The sequence below is a fragment of the Pseudomonas sp. AC016 genome (assembly GCF_979253365.1).
In genome coordinates this window covers 3334686-3355901 of the sequence record NZ_CEEDCC010000001.1, presented here as the reverse complement: position 1 = coordinate 3355901, position 21216 = coordinate 3334686, and the positions used below count along the sequence as shown (strand labels likewise).

Below are 21216 nucleotides of genomic sequence, written 5' to 3'. Positions count from 1 at the left end.
TTCGCAGACACAGGGCACCGGCCAGCGTGCACCAGACAAGGATTTACCCTTAATTGAACCAAAATTGGCATGGCACGCTGATACGCCACATGTTGTTGCTGGTGACCGCCTGCCTGCTGGTCGGCCTGATCAGCGGACAGTATGGCTGGAGCCTGTCCATCGGACTGGGCCTGTATCTGGCCTGGACCCTCAAACAACTGTTGCGTCTGCACGAGTGGCTGAGCAGCCACAAGGCTGACGAACCGCCACCGGATGGCTACGGCCTGTGGGGCGAAGTCTTCGACAGCATCTATCACCTGCAACGCCGCGACCAGCGTGTCAGAGGCCGTCTGCAGGCCGTGATCGACCGAGTCCAGGAATCCACCGCTGCCCTCAAGGATGCGGTGATCATGCTCGACAGCGAGGGCAATCTGGAGTGGTGGAACCGCGCTTCCGAAACCCTGCTGGGTCTCAAGACGCCGCAGGACAGCGGCCAGCCGGTGACCAATCTGGTGCGTCACCCGCGCTTCAAGGAATACTTCGCGCAGGGCAATTACGCCGAGCCGCTGGAAATCCCCTCGCCCACCAACGATCACTTGCGCATCCAGTTGCTGATCACCCGTTACGGCAACAACGAACACCTGATGCTGGTGCGCGATGTCACGCGCATCCACCAGCTGGAGCAGATGCGCAAGGACTTCGTCGCCAACGTCTCCCATGAATTGCGCACACCGCTGACGGTGATCTTCGGCTACCTGGAAACCCTGCTCGATAACGTGGATGAAGTGAATCCACGCTGGGTACGGGCGCTGCAACAGATGCACCAGCAGGGCGGGCGCATGCAGACGCTGCTCAACGACTTGCTGTTGCTGGCCAAGCTCGAAGCCACGGATTATCCGTCTGACAACCATCCGGTGGTCGTCAGCAATCTGCTCAAGACCATCAAGGCCGACGCCAACGCGCTGTCAGGCAGCAAGAATCAGCAGATCAGCCTCAGCATCGAAAGCGATATGCGGCTCAAGGGCAGCGAAACCGAGCTGCGCAGTGCGTTTTCCAACCTGATCTTCAACGCCGTCAAGTACACGCCTGCAGAAGGCACTATCCGCATCCGCTGGTGGGCAGACGAGCGTGGCGCGCACCTGAGCGTGCAGGATTCGGGGATCGGCATCGAAACCAAGCACCTGCCGCGTCTGACCGAGCGCTTCTACCGGGTGGACACCAGCCGTGCGTCGAATACCGGCGGAACAGGGCTGGGACTGGCGATCGTCAAGCACGTGCTGCTGCGTCATCGCGGCACCCTTGAAATCAACAGCGTGCCGAACAAGGGCAGCGTTTTCACCTGCCATTTTGCCACCAGCCAGATGTCCAAACCCGAAAGCGACGACTCAGACTACTAGGCAATCGCTTGTACAGCCGCTACATTGCCGGGTTCATGGCGCTTTTTCAGCGCAGCACCACCTCTTATTCTGTTAGAACGGACCCCGTAAAACCCCACCATGGACCCTTCCCCTAGTTTCAACCTGGCTTCACTCTTTGCCGACTTCGGCATGATTCTTTTTGCGCTGTTCCTGGTTCTGCTCAACGGTTTCTTCGTTGCGGCAGAATTTGCCATGGTCAAACTGCGTTCCACGCGGGTCGAGGCGATTGCCGACAAGAACGGCTGGCGCGGACACATCCTGCGCAAGGTACACGGCCAGCTCGACGCCTACCTGTCGGCCTGTCAGCTGGGTATCACCCTCGCCTCCCTGGGGCTTGGCTGGGTCGGTGAGCCGGCCTTCGCTCACCTGCTGGAGCCGCTGCTCAGTGCGATGGGCGTCGATACGCCGGAACTGGTCAAAGGTATTTCGTTCTTCACTGCCTTCTTCATCATCTCTTATCTGCACATCGTGATCGGTGAGCTGGCACCCAAATCCTGGGCGATCCGCAAGCCGGAGCTGCTGTCGCTGTGGACTGCTGCGCCGCTGTACCTGTTCTACTGGCTCATGTACCCGGCGATCTACCTGCTCAACGCCAGCGCCAACGCGATTCTGCGCATTGCCGGCCAGGGCGAACCCGGCCCGCATCACGAACACAGTTACAGCCGCGACGAACTGAAACTGATTCTGCACTCCAGCCGCGGTCAGGACCCCAGCGACCAGGGCATGCGCGTGCTGGCCTCTGCCGTGGAAATGGGCGAGCTGGAAGTCGTGGACTGGGCCAACTCTCGCGAAGACATGGTCACGCTGGATTTCAACGCACCGCTCAAGGAAATCCTCGCGCTGTTCCGTCGCCACAAATTCAGCCGTTACCCGGTGTACGACGCCGAACGCGGCGAGTTCGTCGGTCTTTTGCACATCAAGGATCTGTTGCTGGAACTGGCGGACCTGGACCACCTTCCCGAATCGTTCAACCTCGCCGAGCTGACCCGCCCGCTGGAACGTGTTTCCCGGCACATGCCGCTGTCCCAATTGCTCGAGCAGTTCCGCAAGGGCGGCGCGCACTTTGCCGTGGTCGAAGAAGCCGATGGCAAGATCATCGGCTACCTGACCATGGAAGACGTGCTGGAGGTGCTGGTCGGCGACATTCAGGACGAACACCGCAAGGTTGAACGGGGCATCCTGGCCTATCAGCCGGGCAAGCTGCTGGTGCGGGGCGACACGCCGCTGTTCAAGATCGAGCGTCTGCTGGGCATCGACCTGGACCACATCGAAGCCGAAACCCTGGCAGGCCTGATCTACGAAACCCTCAAACGAGTGCCGGAAGAAGAAGAACAGATGGAAGTCGAAGGCCTGCGCATCATCATCAAAAAGATGAAAGGCCCCAAGATCGTCCTGGCCAAGGTGCTGAAGCTGGATTGAGGCGGGCTTCGCCAGTCCTTGATTGATCGTGCCCATCGCTCCGCTTGGGCACGATCGGGTACAGATGCCAGCCCTCACACTGATCGTTCCTCACGCTCTGCGTGGGAATACCGCCCAGGACGCTCCGCGTCCGCTCTCGAATGTGGCGCAGATGTGCGCCCAAGCTCCAGGGTTATCCGCGTCATGCGCCCGGCTTACTGAATCCGCAATCCGTGCCATTTGCGACGCGGAGCGTCACGGGATGCATGCCCACGCGGAGCGATGGGCACGATCAGTATCGGGAATGATCGTTCCTCACGCTCTGCGTGGGAATGCCGCCCAGGACGCTCCGCGTCCGCTCTTGAATGTGGCGCAGATGCGCGCCCAAGCTCCAGCGCTATCCACGTCATGTGCCCGGCTCACTGCATCCTTGGTCTGTGCCATTTGTGACGCGGAGCGTCACGGGCGGCATGCCCACGCGGAGCGGTGGGCACGATCAGTATCGGGAATGATCGTTCCTCACGCTCTGAAGTGACCCCGTAAAGCTGGACAGTAATACGCCTATCTCTAAGCGGCCTGCATTCTGTAATCCACAGGACTCAGGCCGTTTAGCTTCAGCTTGATGCGTGAGTGATTGTAATACTGAATGTACTCGACGATGCCCGCCTCAAGCACATCCAGATCATCGAATGTGTTCAGGTAGAAAAACTCGGACTTCAGTGTGCCGAAGAAGCTTTCCATGGCTGCGTTGTCGTAGCAGTTACCCTTGCGCGACATGCTGGGTGTGACCGAGCCTTCCTGCAGCGCCCGCAGGTAAATCGGCATTCGGTATTGCCAGCCCTGGTCGGAATGCAGGATCGGTTTGTCACCGCACTGGAGTCGGTTGAACGCCTCTCGCAGCATGGCGTCGACCATGGAGTACAGAGGCTTTCGAGCTATCTGGTAGGAAATGATTTCGCCGTTGTACAGATCCATGATGGGCGATAGATAGAGCTTTTTACCCCCTACCTTGAACTCCGTCACGTCAGTGGCCCACTTCGTATTAGGCGACAGCGCCTTGAAGTTGCGCTCCAGAAGATTGGGCGCAGCCTTGCCTGTTTCACCTTTGTAAGCACGGTATTTCTTCGCGCGCACAAGGCTCTTGAGCCCCAGTTGAGCCATCAACTTCTGCACCGTCTTGTGAGTGACAAGGTAGCCAGCACGGCGTACCACAAACGTGATGCGACGGTAGCCATAACGTCCCTTATGCTCGTCGAACGTGTTTTGAATCAAGCTCTTGAGCTCAGCGTACTTATCCACCGCCTGCGCAGCTTTTTGCTGATAGTAAAAGGTGCTGCGCGCCATCTCGGCAAACTTCAGCAGGCTTTCCAAAGGATAGAGCGGCCTCAGTTCAACTACGATTTGCGCTTTTTCTGCTGCGCCAATCGGGTTTTTTCCTGAACCAAGGCATCGAGCTTTTTTAGGTAATCGACCTCCATGCGCAGCTGTCGCACTTCGGCCAGAAGCTCATCACGCGAGCGTGATTCGTCATCAATGAGCGTGGACTGAGGGGTAGAAGGTGGCTTACGCATTTTTGGGGCACGTCCGACTTTATCAGGAGAGCTCAACGCACCTTCATCCTGAAGGTGCTGCCATGAGACGATGATGCCGAACTGGCGAATGTCGAACAAGGCTGCCGTTTGTCGCAACGACAAGCGCTCATCGTGCATCCGCTTCAGGACCGTCTGCTTGAACTCGTCACTGTAACGCTGCCGCCCTTTCTTCTTAAGGGCAGAAGGACCGTGTATCTGATACCCGGCGACCCATTGGCGCAAGGATGAAAAGTCCACCTGATGACGCTCTGCAACATCCCTTAAACCCGTTTTGCCGGAACAATAATCCAGCACGGCTGCGAGTTTGATCTGCTCTGTATATTTGCGCATGACACCTCCAAAGTTGTGTTCAACTTTTGGGGGTCACTTCACTCTGCGTGGGAATGCCGCCCAGGACGCTCCGCGTCCGCTCTTGAATGTGGCGCAGATGCGCGCCCGAGCTCAAGCGCTATCCACGTCATGCGCCCGGCTAACTGAATCCTTGGTCTGTGCCATTTGCGACGCGGAGCGTCCCGGAATGCATGCCCACGCGGAGCGATGGGCACGATCAGGGTGAGCTTCAGACTAATTCCCGCCTACCGCAAAGTTGGGCAGGCTCTGCACAGGCTGGGCGAATTCGTAGGGGATGGAGACCAGTTCATGGCCGGTGTTGCGCTGCACGACGAAGTGCAGATGCGGGCCGGTGCTGTTGCCGGTATTGCCGGAGCGCGCCAGCGGACTGCCCACCCTCACCCGCTGCCCTTCATTGACGCTCACCGAGCCCTGCATCAGGTGCAGATAGACGCCCATGGTGCCGTCGTCATGCAGGATGCGCACGAAGTTACCCGAGGCGTTCGAACCCCGGCCTGACTGGCTGTTCTCGACCTTGATCACCGTACCGCCACGCGCCGCGATGATCGGTGTGCCCTCGGGCATGGCGATGTCCATTGCGTAGCGTCCTTTGACACCGAAGTGGCTGTACTTGCCATTCGGCCCCTGGGTCAGGCGAAACGGGCCGCCGATCCAGGGCAGCGGATAGCGGTAGGACTGCGCCGTGCTGCGTGGGTCGCCCAGGGTCGAGGTCAGCATCGACGCGTAATTCATCGCCTTGCTCGCCACCTTGGGGCTCAACACCACCACACGCTCGTTGGTTCGCGCCGGGATCGTGCGGCGCAGGGTTGTCGACGAGCCTGCCACGCCCAGCACGTTGGTCACGCTGGACAGTTTCAACTCGACCTCGACAGGCGCATACAAGTCGTTGCGCACGTAAAGGCTGTGTACACCCCTGTCACGCCGGATGCTCAGGTGCACCTGCTGATCGATGCGCTCCACCATCCGGTCCCGGAACACCATCACGGACGCACCAGGCGAAGCGCGGTCCGAGAACGAGACGACGCCATCGGCATCAGTGGTTTTATAGATCGTGATCGCCCAGGCCACAGGCGTGGCCAGGGTCAGGGCGATCAGGATCAGCAGGCGTTCGAGCATCGGAAGGTTCGGGTTCATGGGCAATGGATGCCAAGCCTAGCAGCGTTAGAGCCCGAACAGCACTCAACGGTATCAATCGGCAACAGACGTCACGCCAAAAACTGCGCGTCAGAAAGCCTGCGAGATGCTCAAAGCGCATCAGCCCGGCGTGTAATCCTTCATATACGTCACCGAGAACAGCGCATCGGGAAAGTCGAGCTTCAGACGCGGCAAGACAAAACCGCCGCACGACCGGCAGGTATCGAGCACCGTAAAGACCTTGATATGAGTCAGCGGGGTCGACGCCATGTCTTGCTTCACGACGGTCGCGATCAGGCGCTCGGAATCCACGTGACGCGAAAACTCCCTGACCACAAGGTGGTTTGCATCACGCACCACCGGCAGGCTGGTGAACGTCGGGTCAGGCTCACGACCCGCCATACGCGCACGCGCGTCGCGAAAGATCACGCCATCGATGACGCGCTCGCTGCCTTCGGCCATGTCGAGTTGCAGCTTAAGGTCCCTGGCGCGCTGCCCGCCGGACAGCGCGTAATACACCATTCGCTCTCCCGACTCGGCATGAATCTGCGCAAACGCAAGGTTGGCACCTTTGATCTGCCCGAGAACCGTCTTCGCCGCCTTGGGCGTGACCACACTCTGCAGATTCAACGCCTCCCACTTGGCCTTTGAGCCCTGCACCGGCAAAAGTTTATTGAGCACCTCCACAATGTGCTGTTGCTCGGGCACGCTTCGTTCGGCAACTTTCATGAAGTCAGGCACGCTGACCTTGACCAGATCGACGAATTTTTTCTGGATTTCCTCACCCGACAGCACGTTACGACCAATGGCCAATAATTCGTTCTTCTCGCCATTGGCCTTGCACCATTGCACATAGTCGTCATAACTTTCGATGGCCCTGTCCCATGAGAGATTCCACGCAGCCCTTTCAGAATCGTCCAGCAGATCAAACAGCAGACGGGCGATGTTTTCCTGATCCACCACGACATTGGGACGCTCGCGAAACACTCGATACTGCTCCGAAACCCGAATGAACTCATTGATCTCGTCTGCCGCTTCAACACGGGCAAACCTGAGTTCCGTGCTGCCTTCGGCTGGCGTGAGGGCCTTGTAGAACACACCGCTATCAGGTTCGATGAAAATCCAGTCTTCTTCAGCAATCTGCAGCCGAATGCCACGTAACGTGCGGGCATCGTTCACGCCTGAAGCCAGGGGTCCAAGCTTGATCACCGGGATATGCTGATAGATCCACATGGCGTCATCTTGGGAAATGTTCGCAGGGAGACCCAACACGTCATCGCGGGACAGCGTCCCCTCCAGCACAGGCAGATACTCGGGCGTTTCAGACAGGGAGAAATGTGCAAGCTCCTGCTCCGAAAGCGGACTGACGACCTTGCCGCTGGACGCTGACGTGGTTGCCCTGACCTCGGCCGGCTCGGCCCACTTGCAGAATTTGCCCTCATTGACGAAAACATCAATGCTCGGCTCGTCATTCGCACGCGTTGAAAGCCTGGCCAGCGTGAACTCACGGGCATCCATGGCCTGACTGGGGTACTTGCCGGTTCGCGTCGGAGACGTCGAGCCTGCCGGAACCGGCTCGGGCACCGGGGTAACAAGCTTGATCCCCGTGGCGCAGACAACCGGCTCCAGATCACGACGAACCCGGCACAGGTTTTCCACCTCCTCCAGAGTACCCGATGCCGTGGAGAGCTTTTCGACCGCCCGCTTGCGTAACGCTGCATCCGGCGCGCCGGAGTCCAGGTGATAGACCTGACCGTCGACCAGAATGTCGTACTCTCCCTCGCCCCTTTCAAGGGTGCTGACGGTGGATGCGCGGTCGACGCGCACCTCATGAAAGCCATCAGCCCTGGAGGTGATGGGCACAACAGCCGGATAGCGATCAGGACCTGTCCCGTCAGCGGCCGATATGGAAGACAGCTCAAGGCGCTCGCCCTGCGACACAGGCGTGAGTGACTTGCCGAAAACGCGGTCATAATCCGGGTCGAGCAGTCTGAAATCGGGTGCCTCCGGGCGGCCGATGTTCCTGACAGCCACAGCCGGGCGGCCATCCACCGCTGCATGGCTGTCCGACGCCACACGCAGCGGCTGCCAGGGGCGTTCGACACTGTCGAGCACCCGATACATGCCCTTGTCGAAGCCGAAGACACTTTCAACCACCGCTCGCGATGAAAATACCGTTTTCAGCGAGGGCGAGACGTGCAGCAGTGCAGCCCAGCCAAGCCTGCTCAGTTTCACACCGGCCTTGCCCAGGTCACGCAACACCGCCAAGCCGCTTTGCTCTGCAAGACCGACCATCAGTCGCCCGAGCGCCTTGCCTGTCAGCCGAGTGATCGACAACACCGTCAGCTCCCCGGCCCGCATCACGATACGAGCGGTTGCGCCTGCAAACTGCCCCAGCGGGACAAGAGCGAATACCCCGTCCAGCACGCACCCCACGACCACCCCGGCGGAATGCTCGCCCGCCCGCAGATCCTGAATGCACCCATAGAACGGAATAAGAAACCGCGCAGCAGTATCGGCATACTCACGCTCCTTCGCCCAGATATACTCCCAGGGGGTTTCGTGTGAATGCTCGGTGTTGCTCTGCTCCAGAAACCGGGCAAGCAGATGTGTGGCGGCGCTGCGGGCCAGCGTGTCGATGCGGGTCTGTTCATCGGCATCCGGCAAATAGATCAGCTTCGCCGAAGGAATCAGCGTTCCTTGCAACGGGGTATGTGGAACCGTGGAGCTGCGCGATACCGTGCCCGTGAGGTACGCGTCGCTGTCCATGGGCAGCAACGGCGTGGTTCTGGCTGCTTCGATACGTTGTTGATGGGCTTCGCGCCGACGTAGCGCCTCAGGAATCGAAACAGGGCCTGACCAGGTCACGCCCTCGACCGAGTAGGTGAACGACTGGCTGACCTCTCGCACCACGCCGCACGCGGGAATCAGCTCGAAAAAGGATTCTTTTACCGAGTGGCCCTCGAAGTCATTGAGGTGATCGCCCTCCTGGCAGCGGACGAAGATGCCCTGAACGCCCTCTTGCGCTTCGAAGCGGACGCGACTGACCTCGCAGGTAGAGCCCGACAGCTTCGCCCGAAGATCGGGCTGCGCCTCGGACAACAGCCTTTTGATGACGTCGATTTCGGCACTCACCAGCGATTCGCCGAACGTCTTGAAAGCAGTGGCATAGGCCTGCGCAACGGTCGGCGTGCCGGAGAGGTAGACCTCTCCCATCATGACCAACTGGATGACGGTAGCCTGGGGTTGACCCACTGCGGTCAGGCGATCAATGGAATAGGAGGCGGCGACCGTAAATCCACAATTCTGCAGGACCGGCCAGTGGTCGATATTTACGGCCTGCTCCCATAGCCATTCCGGCACGTCCGCCTCGGTGAGCATTTGCGCTGCCAGGGCCTTGCGGTCGGGCGGTTTGATTGCCAACAAACGGTTCAATTCCTGAGCGTGCAATTCCTGCTGTGTCTGCAAATAACTCAGGGCCTGAGCAACCTGTGCAGCGGATGCCTGTTGAAGATCATCACTGGCTGCGCCTTCAACAGCGCCATGCGCCGTGGCGTAGCGCCAGGCAGGCAGGGCCAGCGTTCTTGCCCAGAGCGCCTGGACCCCGGGATCATCGGACTCGGCCAGCTCTGCACTGACCTTGATCAGCTCATCGCAAGACGTAACGACCGCAAGCCCCGGCGTCATCGCCTCGACCAGCGCGACGCCCTGAAGCAAGGCAACGCTCTGCAGGGATCGCCCGTACTGCAAATGATCGGGTACGCCGTCTACCAACAGTTCGGGCATCGTTTCGCGCAACAACAGGTAATGCAGCAGGTCGACCGTGCTTGGTGATGCACCGGGCTGCCTGTTCCGTATCAGGTCCCGGACTTTCTCTCTCAGTTGCACATGGCTGTAGTCCAGCACCCAACCGCGTCCAATGAAGGTTTCCAGAGATTCGCCATCGGCTTCTGGAGCGCCCAGGAAAAAGTCGATGATCGAACGCCCGACCAGTGCCTGAGTGATACGGGGAGAAGCCTGCTCTCCGGGATGCGCGCCGTACCAGTCCATGGCCTCGAGCAAGGGCACCACGGCGGACTGAAACTGCACGGTATGGGTCAGCGCATGCCAGGTTTGCTGGGGTGACAAGCGAAGCGTACGGCCTGCTTCGTTTGAATCGCAAAGCAGTTCGATGCCCATTTGAGAGAACAGGTAGTCCGCATTGTGCATCGGACTCCAGGCATCCAACGGCGGGACCTGACTGTTCAGGGTATGAGCTGTGGGTAAGGCATCGTCCGGTTCGACGCTCGTTTCAAGTGCCGGCATCAGTAACAGCGAAGCAAGCATCATGGCTGGCCCGAACGCCAGGTTCCAGTGCTCGAATCGAAGCCTGATGGCCAGCGACAGCGCCCGCATGGCGGGCGCTTGTTCTGCACTGGCGATTGCAGGCGCCAGCCAGTGCTCGTTATCCGGGTTCACGACGAAGGCCGCCAGCTTGCGCAGGTATTCAGCCCGGGTCGGCAATGACATATGCGTGCCCGCATCGATCTGCAGACCGCCAAGGCTCGGCTCGCTGTGCTCGATGCTTGTCAATACATCCATGCAGACGGACCAGCCACCTGGCGTTGCGAGCAGCGGATTCAGCCAGTCGGATAATGCCCGGTCGCGATAGAGATCCGCCGGTATCAGGGCTGAGAAGGTGTCGCAGAGCAGGCTCAAGGCGTCAGGCGTATCGAGGTCGGACTCGCGCGCATGCCGTGCCGTCAGGCCGTTATAGAGCGACTGTGCCGAGCAGTGCTCGATCCACTCGGCGACCGGCACCAGACGAGCACCACGTTTGAACTGCACCATCCACAGACGCAAATCTTCCGGGATAGGCGTAAGCAGCTCACCCAACGCTGTATAGCCCGATTTTCCAGGCACCGCCGCAGCGCCCCAGAACGGCAGTGACTTGAACACATAGTGTTCCAGTTGCGCCCTGGCCGCTTCGCCAGTGACCGTCGATTCATTCAGCCAGGCGATACGGGCGTAGAACTGATGCATGTGCCAGGGGCTGACACCGGTCTCCTCCACGCCCAAGGCATCCGCGTAGAGTTTACGGGCCTTGGCGCTGCGATACAGGAGTGACAGCCTTTGTTCCTGCTCAGCATCTGCGGCAGCCAGATCGCGTGTCGAGAACCGGATGTCCTCGCCCAGCAGGTGAATCAGCACCCGCCTGACGATCCGAAACTGATCGTCTGGCATAACAATGCCATCCGTGATGTAGGACGCCGAATCGCTGGATGCACCCAGTGCACGTTCGATGGCGAGAAGCAGTTGGTTGGCGTCGATCGCCAGGATGTCGGGGGATTGGAACGATGTGGATAACATTCAGTGATTTTCCAGTAGCCTCACGAACGGTGAGGGACTGAAAAAACTAAATAGAACCTGCAGGTTCCGGGAAAGCAGACGACTCGTCTGTATTGGCGAGAAAGCTCATCCCGACCTATCGGACGTCAAACAGACGGGTGTGGGCGTTATCTTCCAGCGGTAACAGCAGCACCACATGTGCCGGTTCCCGGCAGATAGCCGGCAAGCCGCCTCTTATCAAACAACCTGTAACTTACTGAAGGAAAGAGTTTTTTTGTAGGAGCGCGCTTGGTCTGGGCGGCAATCCGACGATAGGATCTTACAGATAGAAAATCAGCGACTGACATAACGCAATCGCGGGCAAGCGCGCTCCTACGGTCCGTGTTTGCTGCGCGACAGCGCTACGTCGAAGACGTGGTGGGGCCTCCCACACTCCCGCTATCGTGGGCAAACGCGCTGTCTGGCAGCGCGTTTCGACAGAATCGAGGATCAAGCCCCCGGAACGAAGTGCTTCTGGGCTGTGCCGCGGGCAATCAGGCGTGACAGGTAGTCCATCTTCTGCGCGTCCTGGTCGACGAAACGGAAGATCACTTGCAGCCAGTCGCTGTCGGGTTTCTGTTCGAAGGCCGCAACCGAATGCAGGTAGCCGTTCAAGCGAGCGGTCTCATTGCTCTCGCCCTGCTCCAGGTCCAGCACAGCGCTGTCGAGGACTTGCGGCAGGTTATCGCTGCGACGCACGACCAGCGACGCTTCCTTCAGGCTCAACGCCTTGATCACGCAGGACTGAATGCCGTTGGGCAGACGCAACTGGCCTTGTCCGCGACCCGAAGGCTCTGCGGTCTTGGCAACCACAGGCGGCGCCTTGGAAATTCCGCCGGAAACCGGAGCAGCGGCTGGTGCAGCACGAACAACTTCGGCCTTGCCACCGGTCAGCGCGCTCAGCGAGTCGTTCAGCGGCGAGTTCATGCGGGCCGGAGCGGTGGACATGACCGCGTCCAGCTTGCCGACCTTGGCCAGGGCTTTCTTGACCTTGGAAAGCAGTTGTTCATTGGTGAACGGCTTGCCGACGAAGTCACTCACACCGGCCTGAATGGCCTGCACAACGTTTTCCTTGTCGCCACGGCTGGTCACCATGATGAACGGCACGGTTTTCAGGTAATTGTCTTGCGAGCGGCACCAGGCCAACAGCTCAAGACCGGACATTTCCGGCATTTCCCAGTCGCACAGAATCAGATCGAACGTATCTTTGCTCAGCACCGCCTGAGCTTTGCGACCATTGACTGCGTCCTCGGTGTGAATCCCGGGAAAATAATTGCGCAGACATTTCTTAACCAAGTCGCGAATGAACGTCGCGTCATCCACCACCAATACACTGACCTTACTCATCGACGCTCCTGCGGACGTGTTCACCCTGGAGGCGAACTGCAAAATGCCAACACGCCCTTTGTTTCGGCAAGCATAGCGTTGACCAGTAGCCAACTGCCATATTGATTGACTGCGCCATGGGATTTAATCCGCAGGCGGCTGAGAATGTACTTCTGCACAACGAAAAACGCCCGGCAGGTGCCGGGCGTTTTATTGCAGGCAATCTTACTTATCGTCAGCGTCGCCCGGAACATTAGCCTTTTCGCTCGCAGAAATGCCCTGCACTTCTTCCTTCATGCGCTTGAGGCCCATGTGACGGACGTCAGTGCCGCGAACCAGGTAGATCACCAGCTCCGAGATGTTGCGGGCGTGATCGCCGATTCGCTCCAGCGAGCGCAGCACCCAGATGACGTTCAACACGCGGGAAATCGAACGCGGATCTTCCATCATGTAGGTCGCCAGCTCGCGCAGGGCGGTCTTGTACTCGCGGTCGATGATCTTGTCGTACTGGGCCACCGACAGGGCCAGCTCGGCATCGAAGCGGGCGAACGAGTCGAGCGCGTCACGCACCATGTTGCGCACCTGATCGCCGATATGCCGCACTTCGACGTAGCCGCGTGGCGACTCGCCCTCTTCGCACAGCTGGATGGCACGACGGGCGATCTTGGTGGCTTCGTCGCCGATGCGTTCCAGATCGATCACCGACTTGGAGATGCTGATGATCAGACGCAGGTCCGACGCAGCAGGCTGACGACGGGCCAGAATGCGCAGGCACTCTTCGTCGATGTTGCGCTCCATCTGGTTGATCCGGTCGTCGACTTCACGAACCCGCTGGGCCAGGCCCGAGTCGGCTTCGATAAGCGCCGTGACCGAATCGTTGACCTGCTTCTCGACCAGGCCACCCATTTCGAGCAAATGGCTGCGAACGTCTTCGAGTTCAGCGTTGAACTGTTGGGAAATGTGATGCGTGTGGCTGTCTTTGTGGATCATGCTGGGTGTCCTTGGAACGTCCGGTTAATTGCGAAAACGCAGCGGTGGTTCAGGTCTGACGAAGCACGTCCTAGCCATAACGACCGGTGATGTAGTCTTCAGTCTGTTTTTTGGCCGGGTTGGTGAACAACGTATCGGTGTCACCAAACTCGACGAGCTTGCCCATGTACATAAACGCGGTGTAATCCGACACCCGAGCCGCCTGCTGCATGTTGTGAGTAACGATCACAATGGTGTATTTGGATTTCAGTTCGTAGATCAGCTCTTCGACTTTAAGGGTCGAAATAGGGTCGAGTGCCGAACAGGGTTCGTCGAGCAGCAGGACTTCCGGCTCCACGGCGATGGTTCTGGCAATGACCAGACGCTGTTGCTGACCGCCAGACAGGCCCAGTGCCGACTCATGCAGTCGGTCCTTGACCTCATCCCACAGTGCAGCGCCTTTCAAGGCCCACTCGACCGCTTCGTCGAGTACGCGCTTTTTGTTGATCCCTTGAATGCGCAGTCCGTAGACCACGTTTTCATAGATCGTCTTGGGAAACGGGTTCGGCTTCTGGAACACCATGCCGACGCGACGGCGCAACTCGGCAACTTCCTCGCCCTTGGTATAGATGTTGTGGCCGTACATATTGATCGCGCCTTCGACACGGCAGCCATCGACCAGATCATTCATGCGGTTGAAGGTGCGCAACAGCGTGGACTTGCCGCAACCCGACGGACCGATGAACGATGTCACCTTCTGCTTGGGAATGTTCAGGGCGATGTCGAACAGCGCCTGTTTTTCGCCATAGAACAGATTCAGCCCCGGCACTTCGATCGCCACGGTTTCGTCGGCCAGATACAGGTTTTGCTTGTGACGCCTCAGAGCCGACATGTTCATGCCGTGATTCGGGCTTTCGTGTTGCATGGATTGCTCCTGTGCGAACCATTCGTTTCATCGGGCCGCCCGCCTCGCTTGAGGGGGCGGCACTCAGGGATCAGTTGTCGAGCGCCTTGTACTTTTCTCGCAGATGGTTGCGAATGCTGACCGCCGACAGGTTGAGCAAGGCGATCACCAGCACCAGCAACAGCGCCGTTGCGTAGACCAGCGGTCGGGCAGCCTCGACGTTGGGGCTCTGGAAGCCCACGTCGTAAATATGGAACCCCAGGTGCATGATCTTCTGATCGAGGTGCAGGTAGGGGTAATTTCCGTCCACCGGCAACGACGGCGCCAGCTTGACCACCCCGACCAACATCAATGGCGCGACCTCGCCTGCGGCACGGGCCACGGCCAGAATCAGTCCGGTCATCATCGCCGGGCTGGCCATGGGCAGCACAATCTTCCACAACGTCTCGGCCTTGGTGGCCCCCAGGGCAAGCGAACCTTCGCGCAGGGTCAGCGGAATACGCGCCAGCCCCTCTTCGGTCGCCACGATCACCACCGGGACTGCCAGCAGCGCCAGGGTCAGCGATGCCCATAACAGGCCCGGCGTGCCGAAGGTCGGTGCAGGCAAGGCTTCGGGGAAGAACAGCCGATCCACCGAGCCGCCCAGCACGTAGACGAAAAACCCCAGGCCGAACACGCCGTACACAATCGCAGGCACGCCCGCGAGGTTGTTGACTGCAATCCGGATCAGGCGGGTAAGCGGACCCTGCCGGGCATATTCGCGTAGATACACCGCCGCCAGCACGCCAAATGGCGTGACGATGACGGCCATGATCAGGGTCATCATCACCGTGCCGAAGATGGCCGGAAAGATGCCGCCCTCGGTGTTGGCTTCACGGGGATCGTCGCTCAGGAATTCCCAGAGCTTCTTGAAATAGAAACTCAACTTGGTGAGCGTACCCATCGCGTTGGGCTGATAGGCATGCACCACCTTGCCCAGACTGATTTCGACTTCCTTGCCATTGGCATCGCGCGCGGTGAGGCTGTCGCGATCGAAGGCCTGATGCAGCGAACTGAGGCGATCCTCGATGGCAGCGTAACGGGCGTCGAGTTCTGCACGCTCGACCGCCATGTCGGCCTGTGCGGCGGCATCGAGTCTGCCGTCGAGTTCCAGCTTGCGGGCCTGTAAGCGCAGACGCTCGATGCCATGGTTGATGGCGCCAATGTCTTTCTTTTCCAGCGCATACAATTCGTCAGCCAGCTTTTCGACGCGCTTGATGCGCTCCTGCAGGGTCGGCCAGGCCGCTTCGCCTTCGGCGACAACTCTGCCGCCCTCCTTCACATTGACCAGATAGCCATAGAAGTTGCCCCACTCGCGACGCTCCAGGGTCATGAGGTCGGCAGGTCGGCTTTCATCCGTCAGCCATTCGCCGATCACCCAGGTAAAATCGCTGGGGTTGAGGTCACGATTACCAACCTTGAACAGCTCACGGGTCATGAATTCAGGGCCCGACTCGGGCACCGGCAGACCTGCATCCTTCAAGCGCACACGCGGCACCTGTTCCTTCTCGACCAGTTCACCCACCAGCACGTGCTTCGCCTGGCCGGGCACGTCGTATTGCGCCGCGATCACATCGGCGGGCCAGAAGTGTCCCAGGCCACGCACGGCAATCACGGCCAGCAGGCCGATGGTCATGATCACGGCGATGGAAACGGCACCCGCACTCATCCAGACGCCGGGGGCGCCGCTTTTGAACCAGCCTTTGAGGGAGTTCCTTTTCACGAACGTCTACCTTCCTTAAAGCGACGAGTATTTCTTGCGCAGGCGCTGACGAATCAGCTCTGCGACGGTGTTCATGACAAAGGTGAACATCAGCAACACCAACGCCGCCAGAAACAACACTCGATAATGACTGCCGCCCACTTCCGACTCCGGCATCTCCACGGCGACGTTGGCCGCCAGCGTGCGCATGCCCTCGAACAGGTTCATGTCCATGATCGGCGTATTGCCGGTCGCCATCAGCACAATCATGGTTTCACCCACGGCACGACCCATGCCGATCATCAGGGCCGAGAAAATGCCCGGGCTGGCGGTCAGGATCACGACACGCGTCAGGGTCTGCCAGGGCGTGGCACCCAGCGCCAGCGAGCCCAGGGTCAGGCTGCGCGGCACGCTGAACACCGCATCTTCGGCAATCGAATAAATGTTGGGGATCACGGCAAAGCCCATCGCCAGCCCGACCACCAGTGCGTTGCGCTGATCGTAGGTAATGCCCAGGTCGTCACGTATCCAGCTGCGCATGTCGCCACTGAAGAACCAGTTTTCCAGATGCGGGCTCATGCTCAACGAGAACCAGCCAACCAGCAGAATGACCGGAATCAGAATCGCGCTTTCCCAGCCGTCCGGCACACGCAGGCGAATCGAATCCGGCAAACGTGTCCAGAAGAAGCCCGCCAGCAGGATGCCGATGGGTGTCAGCAACAACAGGCTGAAAATACCGGGCAGATGGGCTTCCAGATACGGGGCCAGAAACAGGCCGGCAAAAAAGCCGAGAATGACCGTCGGCATCGCTTCCATCAGCTCGATCACCGGCTTGACCTTGCGGCGCATGCGCGGTGCCATGAAGTAGGCCGTATAAATCGCAGCGGCGACCGCCAGCGGTGCCGCCAGCAGCATCGCGTAGAACGCCGCCTTGAGCGTGCCGTAGGTCAGCGGCGCCAGGCTCAGCTTGGGCTCGAAGTCACTGTTGGACGCCGTGGACTGCCAGACGTACTTGGGCTCGTCGTAGTTTTCGTACCAGACCTTGCCCCACAGCGAACTCCAGGACACTTCCGGGTGCGGGTTATCCAGCGTGAGCGGTAACAGCGTACTGCCGCTTTCTACCAGCACTTGGTTGGCACGAGGCGACAAGGCCAGAATGCCCGGGCCGTCAACGACCTTATCGATCAGCAGGGTGCGGTGCGCGGTACTGTGGAACACCCCCAGCTTGCCCGACGCATCCAGTGCGATGAAGCCTTTGCGACGTTGCTCCGGCTTGATCTGCACGATGGGCGCACTGCCCATTCTGAAATCCCGAACGCGCATGAGGCGCTGCTCGCCGTCGGTGTCGCGGGCCATGAACCATTGGGTCATGCCGCCCTTCGAGCTGCCGACGATCAAGGAAATGCCGCCCACCAGTTGCGCGCTGGCAGTGGTCTCGGCGTTGCCGTCTTCCAGCAGTTTATAGCGACCGTTGAGCGTGCGGTCACGCAGACTGAATACGTCGGCCTGAGCGCGACCATTGATCACGTACAACCAATGCTGACGCGGGTCGATGTAGATGGCTTTGACCTCGGCGGACATCTGCGGCAGCTCGATACGGCTCTGCTCGCGGGTCACTTCGCCCGTCATCATGTTTTCGGTCTGATCGAGCGCCATGACATGCAATTGCGTACCGGTGGAACCCGCCAGCTTGAGGCTTTCCCCGTCGGCGCTGACCGTCACGTGCTCGACGGCACGCCCGGCCTCATCCAGCACCAGCGGCGTCTCGCCGAATGGCCAGGCAACGCTTGGCGTGATGGTCTTCTGATTGTTCGGGTAGGTCGTCAGGTACGAGTGCCTGAATATCAGCACCTGCCCGTTGGACAGGCCCAGGGCAATCAGCGGCGCACCCGGCTGGTCCTTGCCGATGGACACGACGCTCGCGCCAGCAGGAATCGGCAGGGCGACACGTTGCAGCTCCGCGCCGTCACTGATGTTGAAGAACACCACTTCGCCCTTGTCGGAGATGCGCATCCCGATCTGGTTCTGTTCTTCAATGGCGAGCATCAGCGGCTTGCCGGCGTCCTGCAGCCAGGCGGCATTCAGTGGCGCAGCGGCGGTCAGGCTCGCGCCCTTGAAAAGCGGAGCCACCACGTAAGCGAGGTAAAAGAAAATCAGGGTGATAGCGGCCAGCACCGCCAGACCACCGATGGCGACATACCAGTGAGTCAGGCGATCCTTGAACGCGCGTAAACGACGCTTGCGCAGCATCGCAGGCGTATTGAAGTCAATACGCTCTGGAGGTGAGTCCTGATTCATTGCGGCTTTAGCCAACTCATTCATGCGCACACACCGTAGCGGCCTTGTATGACAGAAACATTACAGAAGAGTGACGCAAGAAAGCCCGCTGCCCAGGAAAACCGGCGGCGGACTGTTCAACGTGTGACAAGGCCAGTCCATTGAGCCTCGTTGATGCGTCTGTTACTTCGCTGCCACTCCAGCGGCACTCTGCAGGCCGAGGTCGGTCAGCGCCTTCTCGACCACGCGAGCGGGCAGCGGAATGTAACCATCTTTCATCACCACTTCCTGCCCCTGTTTCGAAAGCACCAGCTTGATGAATTCGGCTTCCAGCGGTGCCAAAGGCTGATTGGGCGCCTTGTTCACGTAGACGTACAGGAAGCGGGACAGCGGGTACGTGCCGTTCAAGGTGTTGGCTTCATTGTCTTCGACAAATTCTGCGCCTTCCTTTTTCGCCAGCGGAACCGTCCTGACATTCGAGGTCTTGTAGCCAATCCCCGAGTAACCGATACCGTTCAACGAGTTACTGATCGAACTGACCACCGAGGCCGAACCTGGCTGTTCGTTGACGTTGGGCTTGAAGTCGCCTTTGCACAACGCCTCTTCCTTGAAATAACCGTAGGTACCGGACACCGAGTTGCGGCCAAACAGCTGGACCGGCTTGCCCGCCAGATCGCCGGTCACGCCGACATCGCCCCAGGTCTTCGCATCCGCCTTGGCACCACAAAGGCGCGTCACGGAAAAAATGGCATCGACCTGCTGCAGCGTCAGGCCCTTGATCGGGTTGTCCTTGTGGACGAACACCGCCAAGGCATCCACCGCCACCGGAATGGCCGTCGGCTTGTAACCGTGCTTTTGCTCGAACGCCGAGAGTTCGCCGTCTTTCATCTTGCGGCTCATCGGCCCCAGATTGGCCGTGCCTTCGGTCAGCGCGGGTGGCGCTGTCGATGAGCCGGCTGCCTGAATCTGGATGTTCACGCTCGGGTATTCTTTCTTGTAAGCCTCGGCCCACAAGGTCATCAGGTTGGCCAGGGTGTCGGAGCCGACACTGGAGAGATTGCCCGACACACCGGAAGTCTTGGTGTAGGCCTTGATGGCGGGGTCGACAGCAGCGAACGAATTGGCAGCGGCAACTCCGGCCGCAACGAATGTCAGTGCAGTCATCCAACTCTTGAGTGTCATGCCTTGCGCTCCTGGCAGGGTATGTAGGGATCCAGACGCGCCAGGGCGAGTCTTGTGACCACTCTATGAATTGATTGTGACAATAAGATGAAAAGGCCATCACTCCTGATCGGAGTGATGGCCTTTATCGAATTGCCAGCCGGGGCTGACGTATCAGCGCTTTTTCGAAATCAGGTAGACGCCGATTGCCATGCCTACGCCACACAGGATGGCCACGTACCACGCCGGTCCCATCGGGCTGCTCTTGAGCATGAAGGTCACGACCATCGGGGTCAGGCCGCCGAAGATTGCGTACGCAAGATTGTAGGAAAACGACAGACCCGAGAAGCGCACTACCGGCGGGAAGGCCTTGACCATCACATACGGCACCGCACCGATGGTCCCGACGAACAGGCCGGTGATCGCATAGAGCGGAAACAGCACGCCAGGGTTGTCAGCAAGGATGTGATAGAAGGTCCAGGAACTCGCCAGCAGACCGGCGCAGCCCAGCAGAAACACCCACCCGGCGCCGACGCGGTCAGCCAGCGCACCCGCCGCGATGCAACCAATGCTCAGGAAGACAATGGCCAGACTGTTGGCTTTCAATGCCGTAGCCGCCGGGAAACCGTAAATGGTCTGCAGGATGGTCGGGGTCATCAGGATAACGACGATGATGCCGGCCGACAGCAGCCAGGTCATCAGCATCGACAGCGCGACCGCGCCACGATGGTCACGCAGTACCGCCTTGAGCGGGACTTCTTCAGCCAGCGCCTTGCGCAGTTGCAGCTCGGCGAACACCGGCGTTTCATGCAGAAGGCGACGCAGATAAACCGACATCAGACCGAACACGCCGCCCAGCAGGAACGGGATACGCCAGGCGTAGTCCGCAACCTCGACAGGGCTGTAGACCGTGTTGATCGCCGTAGCGACCAGCGAGCCCAGCAGAATGCCGGCCGTCAGACCCGCCGTCAGGGTCCCGCAGGCATAGCCGATGTAGCGTGCCGGCACGTGCTCGGACACGAACACCCAGGCGCCAGGGACTTCACCACCAATCGCCGCGCCCTGAATGACGCGCATCAGCAGCAGCAGAATCGGTGCCCACATGCCGATCTGTGCGTAGGTCGGCAGCAGGCCCATGATCAGGGTCGGCACGGCCATCATGAAAATGCTCAGCGTGAACATTTTCTTGCGCCCCAGCAGGTCGCCGAAGTGCGCCATGATGATGCCGCCCAACGGGCGTGCCAGATAACCGGCAGCAAAAATACCGAAGGTCTGCATCATGCGCAGCCAGTCAGGCATATCCACCGGGAAGAACAGCTTTCCGACCACCGCCGCGAAAAACACGAAAATGATGAAGTCGTAAAACTCCAGCGCGCCACCCAGGGCGGAAAGCGACAACGTCTTGTAATCGCTACGGGTCAAGGGTCGCGACGGCTGTGCGGTACTGGAAGAAACAGATGACATGACAAGGCTTCTCTTTGCTTGTTCTGAAAGGGCATGCGACAGCTACGCTGGCTGCGGCGGGGTGGCGTGCAGAAGCGATTGTCCGGGGCAACTGTGCAGATAGGCACCAAAATTGCGTGTACAGGCAGTCTTGTC

Annotated in this window: 12 protein-coding genes; 2 read left to right on the top strand and 10 right to left on the bottom strand. The window is 59.6% G+C overall.

All coding sequences use genetic code 11. The annotated features are described in order from the left end of the window. Nucleotides 1-53: 53 nt before the first annotated feature. Together phoR and AC0IXS_RS15225 are read left to right on the top strand one after the other, a co-directional pair. Complete coding sequence (gene phoR / locus AC0IXS_RS15230) at nt 54-1376, top strand: phosphate regulon sensor histidine kinase PhoR (RefSeq protein WP_057408740.1); 1323 nt, start codon at nt 54-56, stop codon at nt 1374-1376. Nucleotides 1377-1475: 99 nt separating this feature from the next. Next, complete coding sequence (locus AC0IXS_RS15225; RefSeq protein ID WP_025995438.1) at nt 1476-2816, top strand: hemolysin family protein; 1341 nt, start codon at nt 1476-1478, stop codon at nt 2814-2816. A 546-nt stretch (nt 2817-3362) separates the two neighbouring features. Here the strand turns inward: AC0IXS_RS15225 and AC0IXS_RS15220 are convergent. The 10 genes from AC0IXS_RS15220 to AC0IXS_RS15175 all read right to left on the bottom strand — a co-directional run bounded on the left by AC0IXS_RS15220 (nt 3363) and on the right by AC0IXS_RS15175 (nt 21081). Next, nucleotides 3363-4717, bottom strand: a protein-coding gene (locus AC0IXS_RS15220) for an IS3 family transposase (protein WP_424481808.1) whose coding sequence is annotated in 2 segments (ribosomal slippage) — nt 3363-4243 and nt 4243-4717 — 1356 coding nt in all. Because the reading frame shifts where the segments join, the coding sequence is not laid out codon by codon here. A 234-nt stretch (nt 4718-4951) separates the two neighbouring features. Beyond that, on the bottom strand, nt 4952-5854 hold the full coding sequence (locus AC0IXS_RS15215) for a peptidoglycan DD-metalloendopeptidase family protein (RefSeq protein ID WP_025995439.1): 903 nt from the start codon (nt 5852-5854) through the stop codon (nt 4952-4954). 138 nt (nt 5855-5992) lie between these two features. Beyond that, nucleotides 5993-11221 (bottom strand): deaminase domain-containing protein, encoded by a 5229-nt coding sequence (locus AC0IXS_RS15210; RefSeq protein ID WP_471825024.1) that lies wholly within the window; start codon nt 11219-11221, stop codon nt 5993-5995. Nucleotides 11222-11689: 468 nt separating this feature from the next. Then, nucleotides 11690-12586: a response regulator gene (locus AC0IXS_RS15205; RefSeq protein WP_122668858.1), complete on the bottom strand. Its 897-nt coding sequence runs from the start codon at nt 12584-12586 to the stop codon at nt 11690-11692. Nucleotides 12587-12790: 204 nt separating this feature from the next. Beyond that, nucleotides 12791-13555 (bottom strand): phosphate signaling complex protein PhoU, encoded by a 765-nt coding sequence (gene phoU / locus AC0IXS_RS15200; RefSeq protein WP_004881622.1) that lies wholly within the window; start codon nt 13553-13555, stop codon nt 12791-12793. A 70-nt stretch (nt 13556-13625) separates the two neighbouring features. Next, the gene (gene pstB / locus AC0IXS_RS15195; protein WP_057408787.1) at nt 13626-14459 is read right to left on the bottom strand and encodes a phosphate ABC transporter ATP-binding protein PstB; all 834 of its coding nucleotides are present in this window, start codon (nt 14457-14459) and stop codon (nt 13626-13628) included. 70 nt (nt 14460-14529) lie between these two features. Beyond that, nucleotides 14530-16146, bottom strand: a complete 1617-nt coding sequence (gene pstA, locus AC0IXS_RS15190; protein ID WP_449117662.1) for a phosphate ABC transporter permease PstA — start codon at nt 16144-16146, stop codon at nt 14530-14532. A gap of 69 nt (nt 16147-16215) precedes the next feature. Beyond that, nucleotides 16216-18501: an ABC transporter permease subunit gene (locus AC0IXS_RS15185; protein ID WP_161987328.1), complete on the bottom strand. Its 2286-nt coding sequence runs from the start codon at nt 18499-18501 to the stop codon at nt 16216-16218. A gap of 138 nt (nt 18502-18639) precedes the next feature. Further along, nucleotides 18640-19638 (bottom strand): phosphate ABC transporter substrate-binding protein PstS, encoded by a 999-nt coding sequence (locus AC0IXS_RS15180; protein ID WP_471825020.1) that lies wholly within the window; start codon nt 19636-19638, stop codon nt 18640-18642. Nucleotides 19639-19791: 153 nt separating this feature from the next. Next, complete coding sequence (locus AC0IXS_RS15175; protein WP_057408791.1) at nt 19792-21081, bottom strand: MFS transporter; 1290 nt, start codon at nt 21079-21081, stop codon at nt 19792-19794. Nucleotides 21082-21216: the final 135 nt, after the last annotated feature.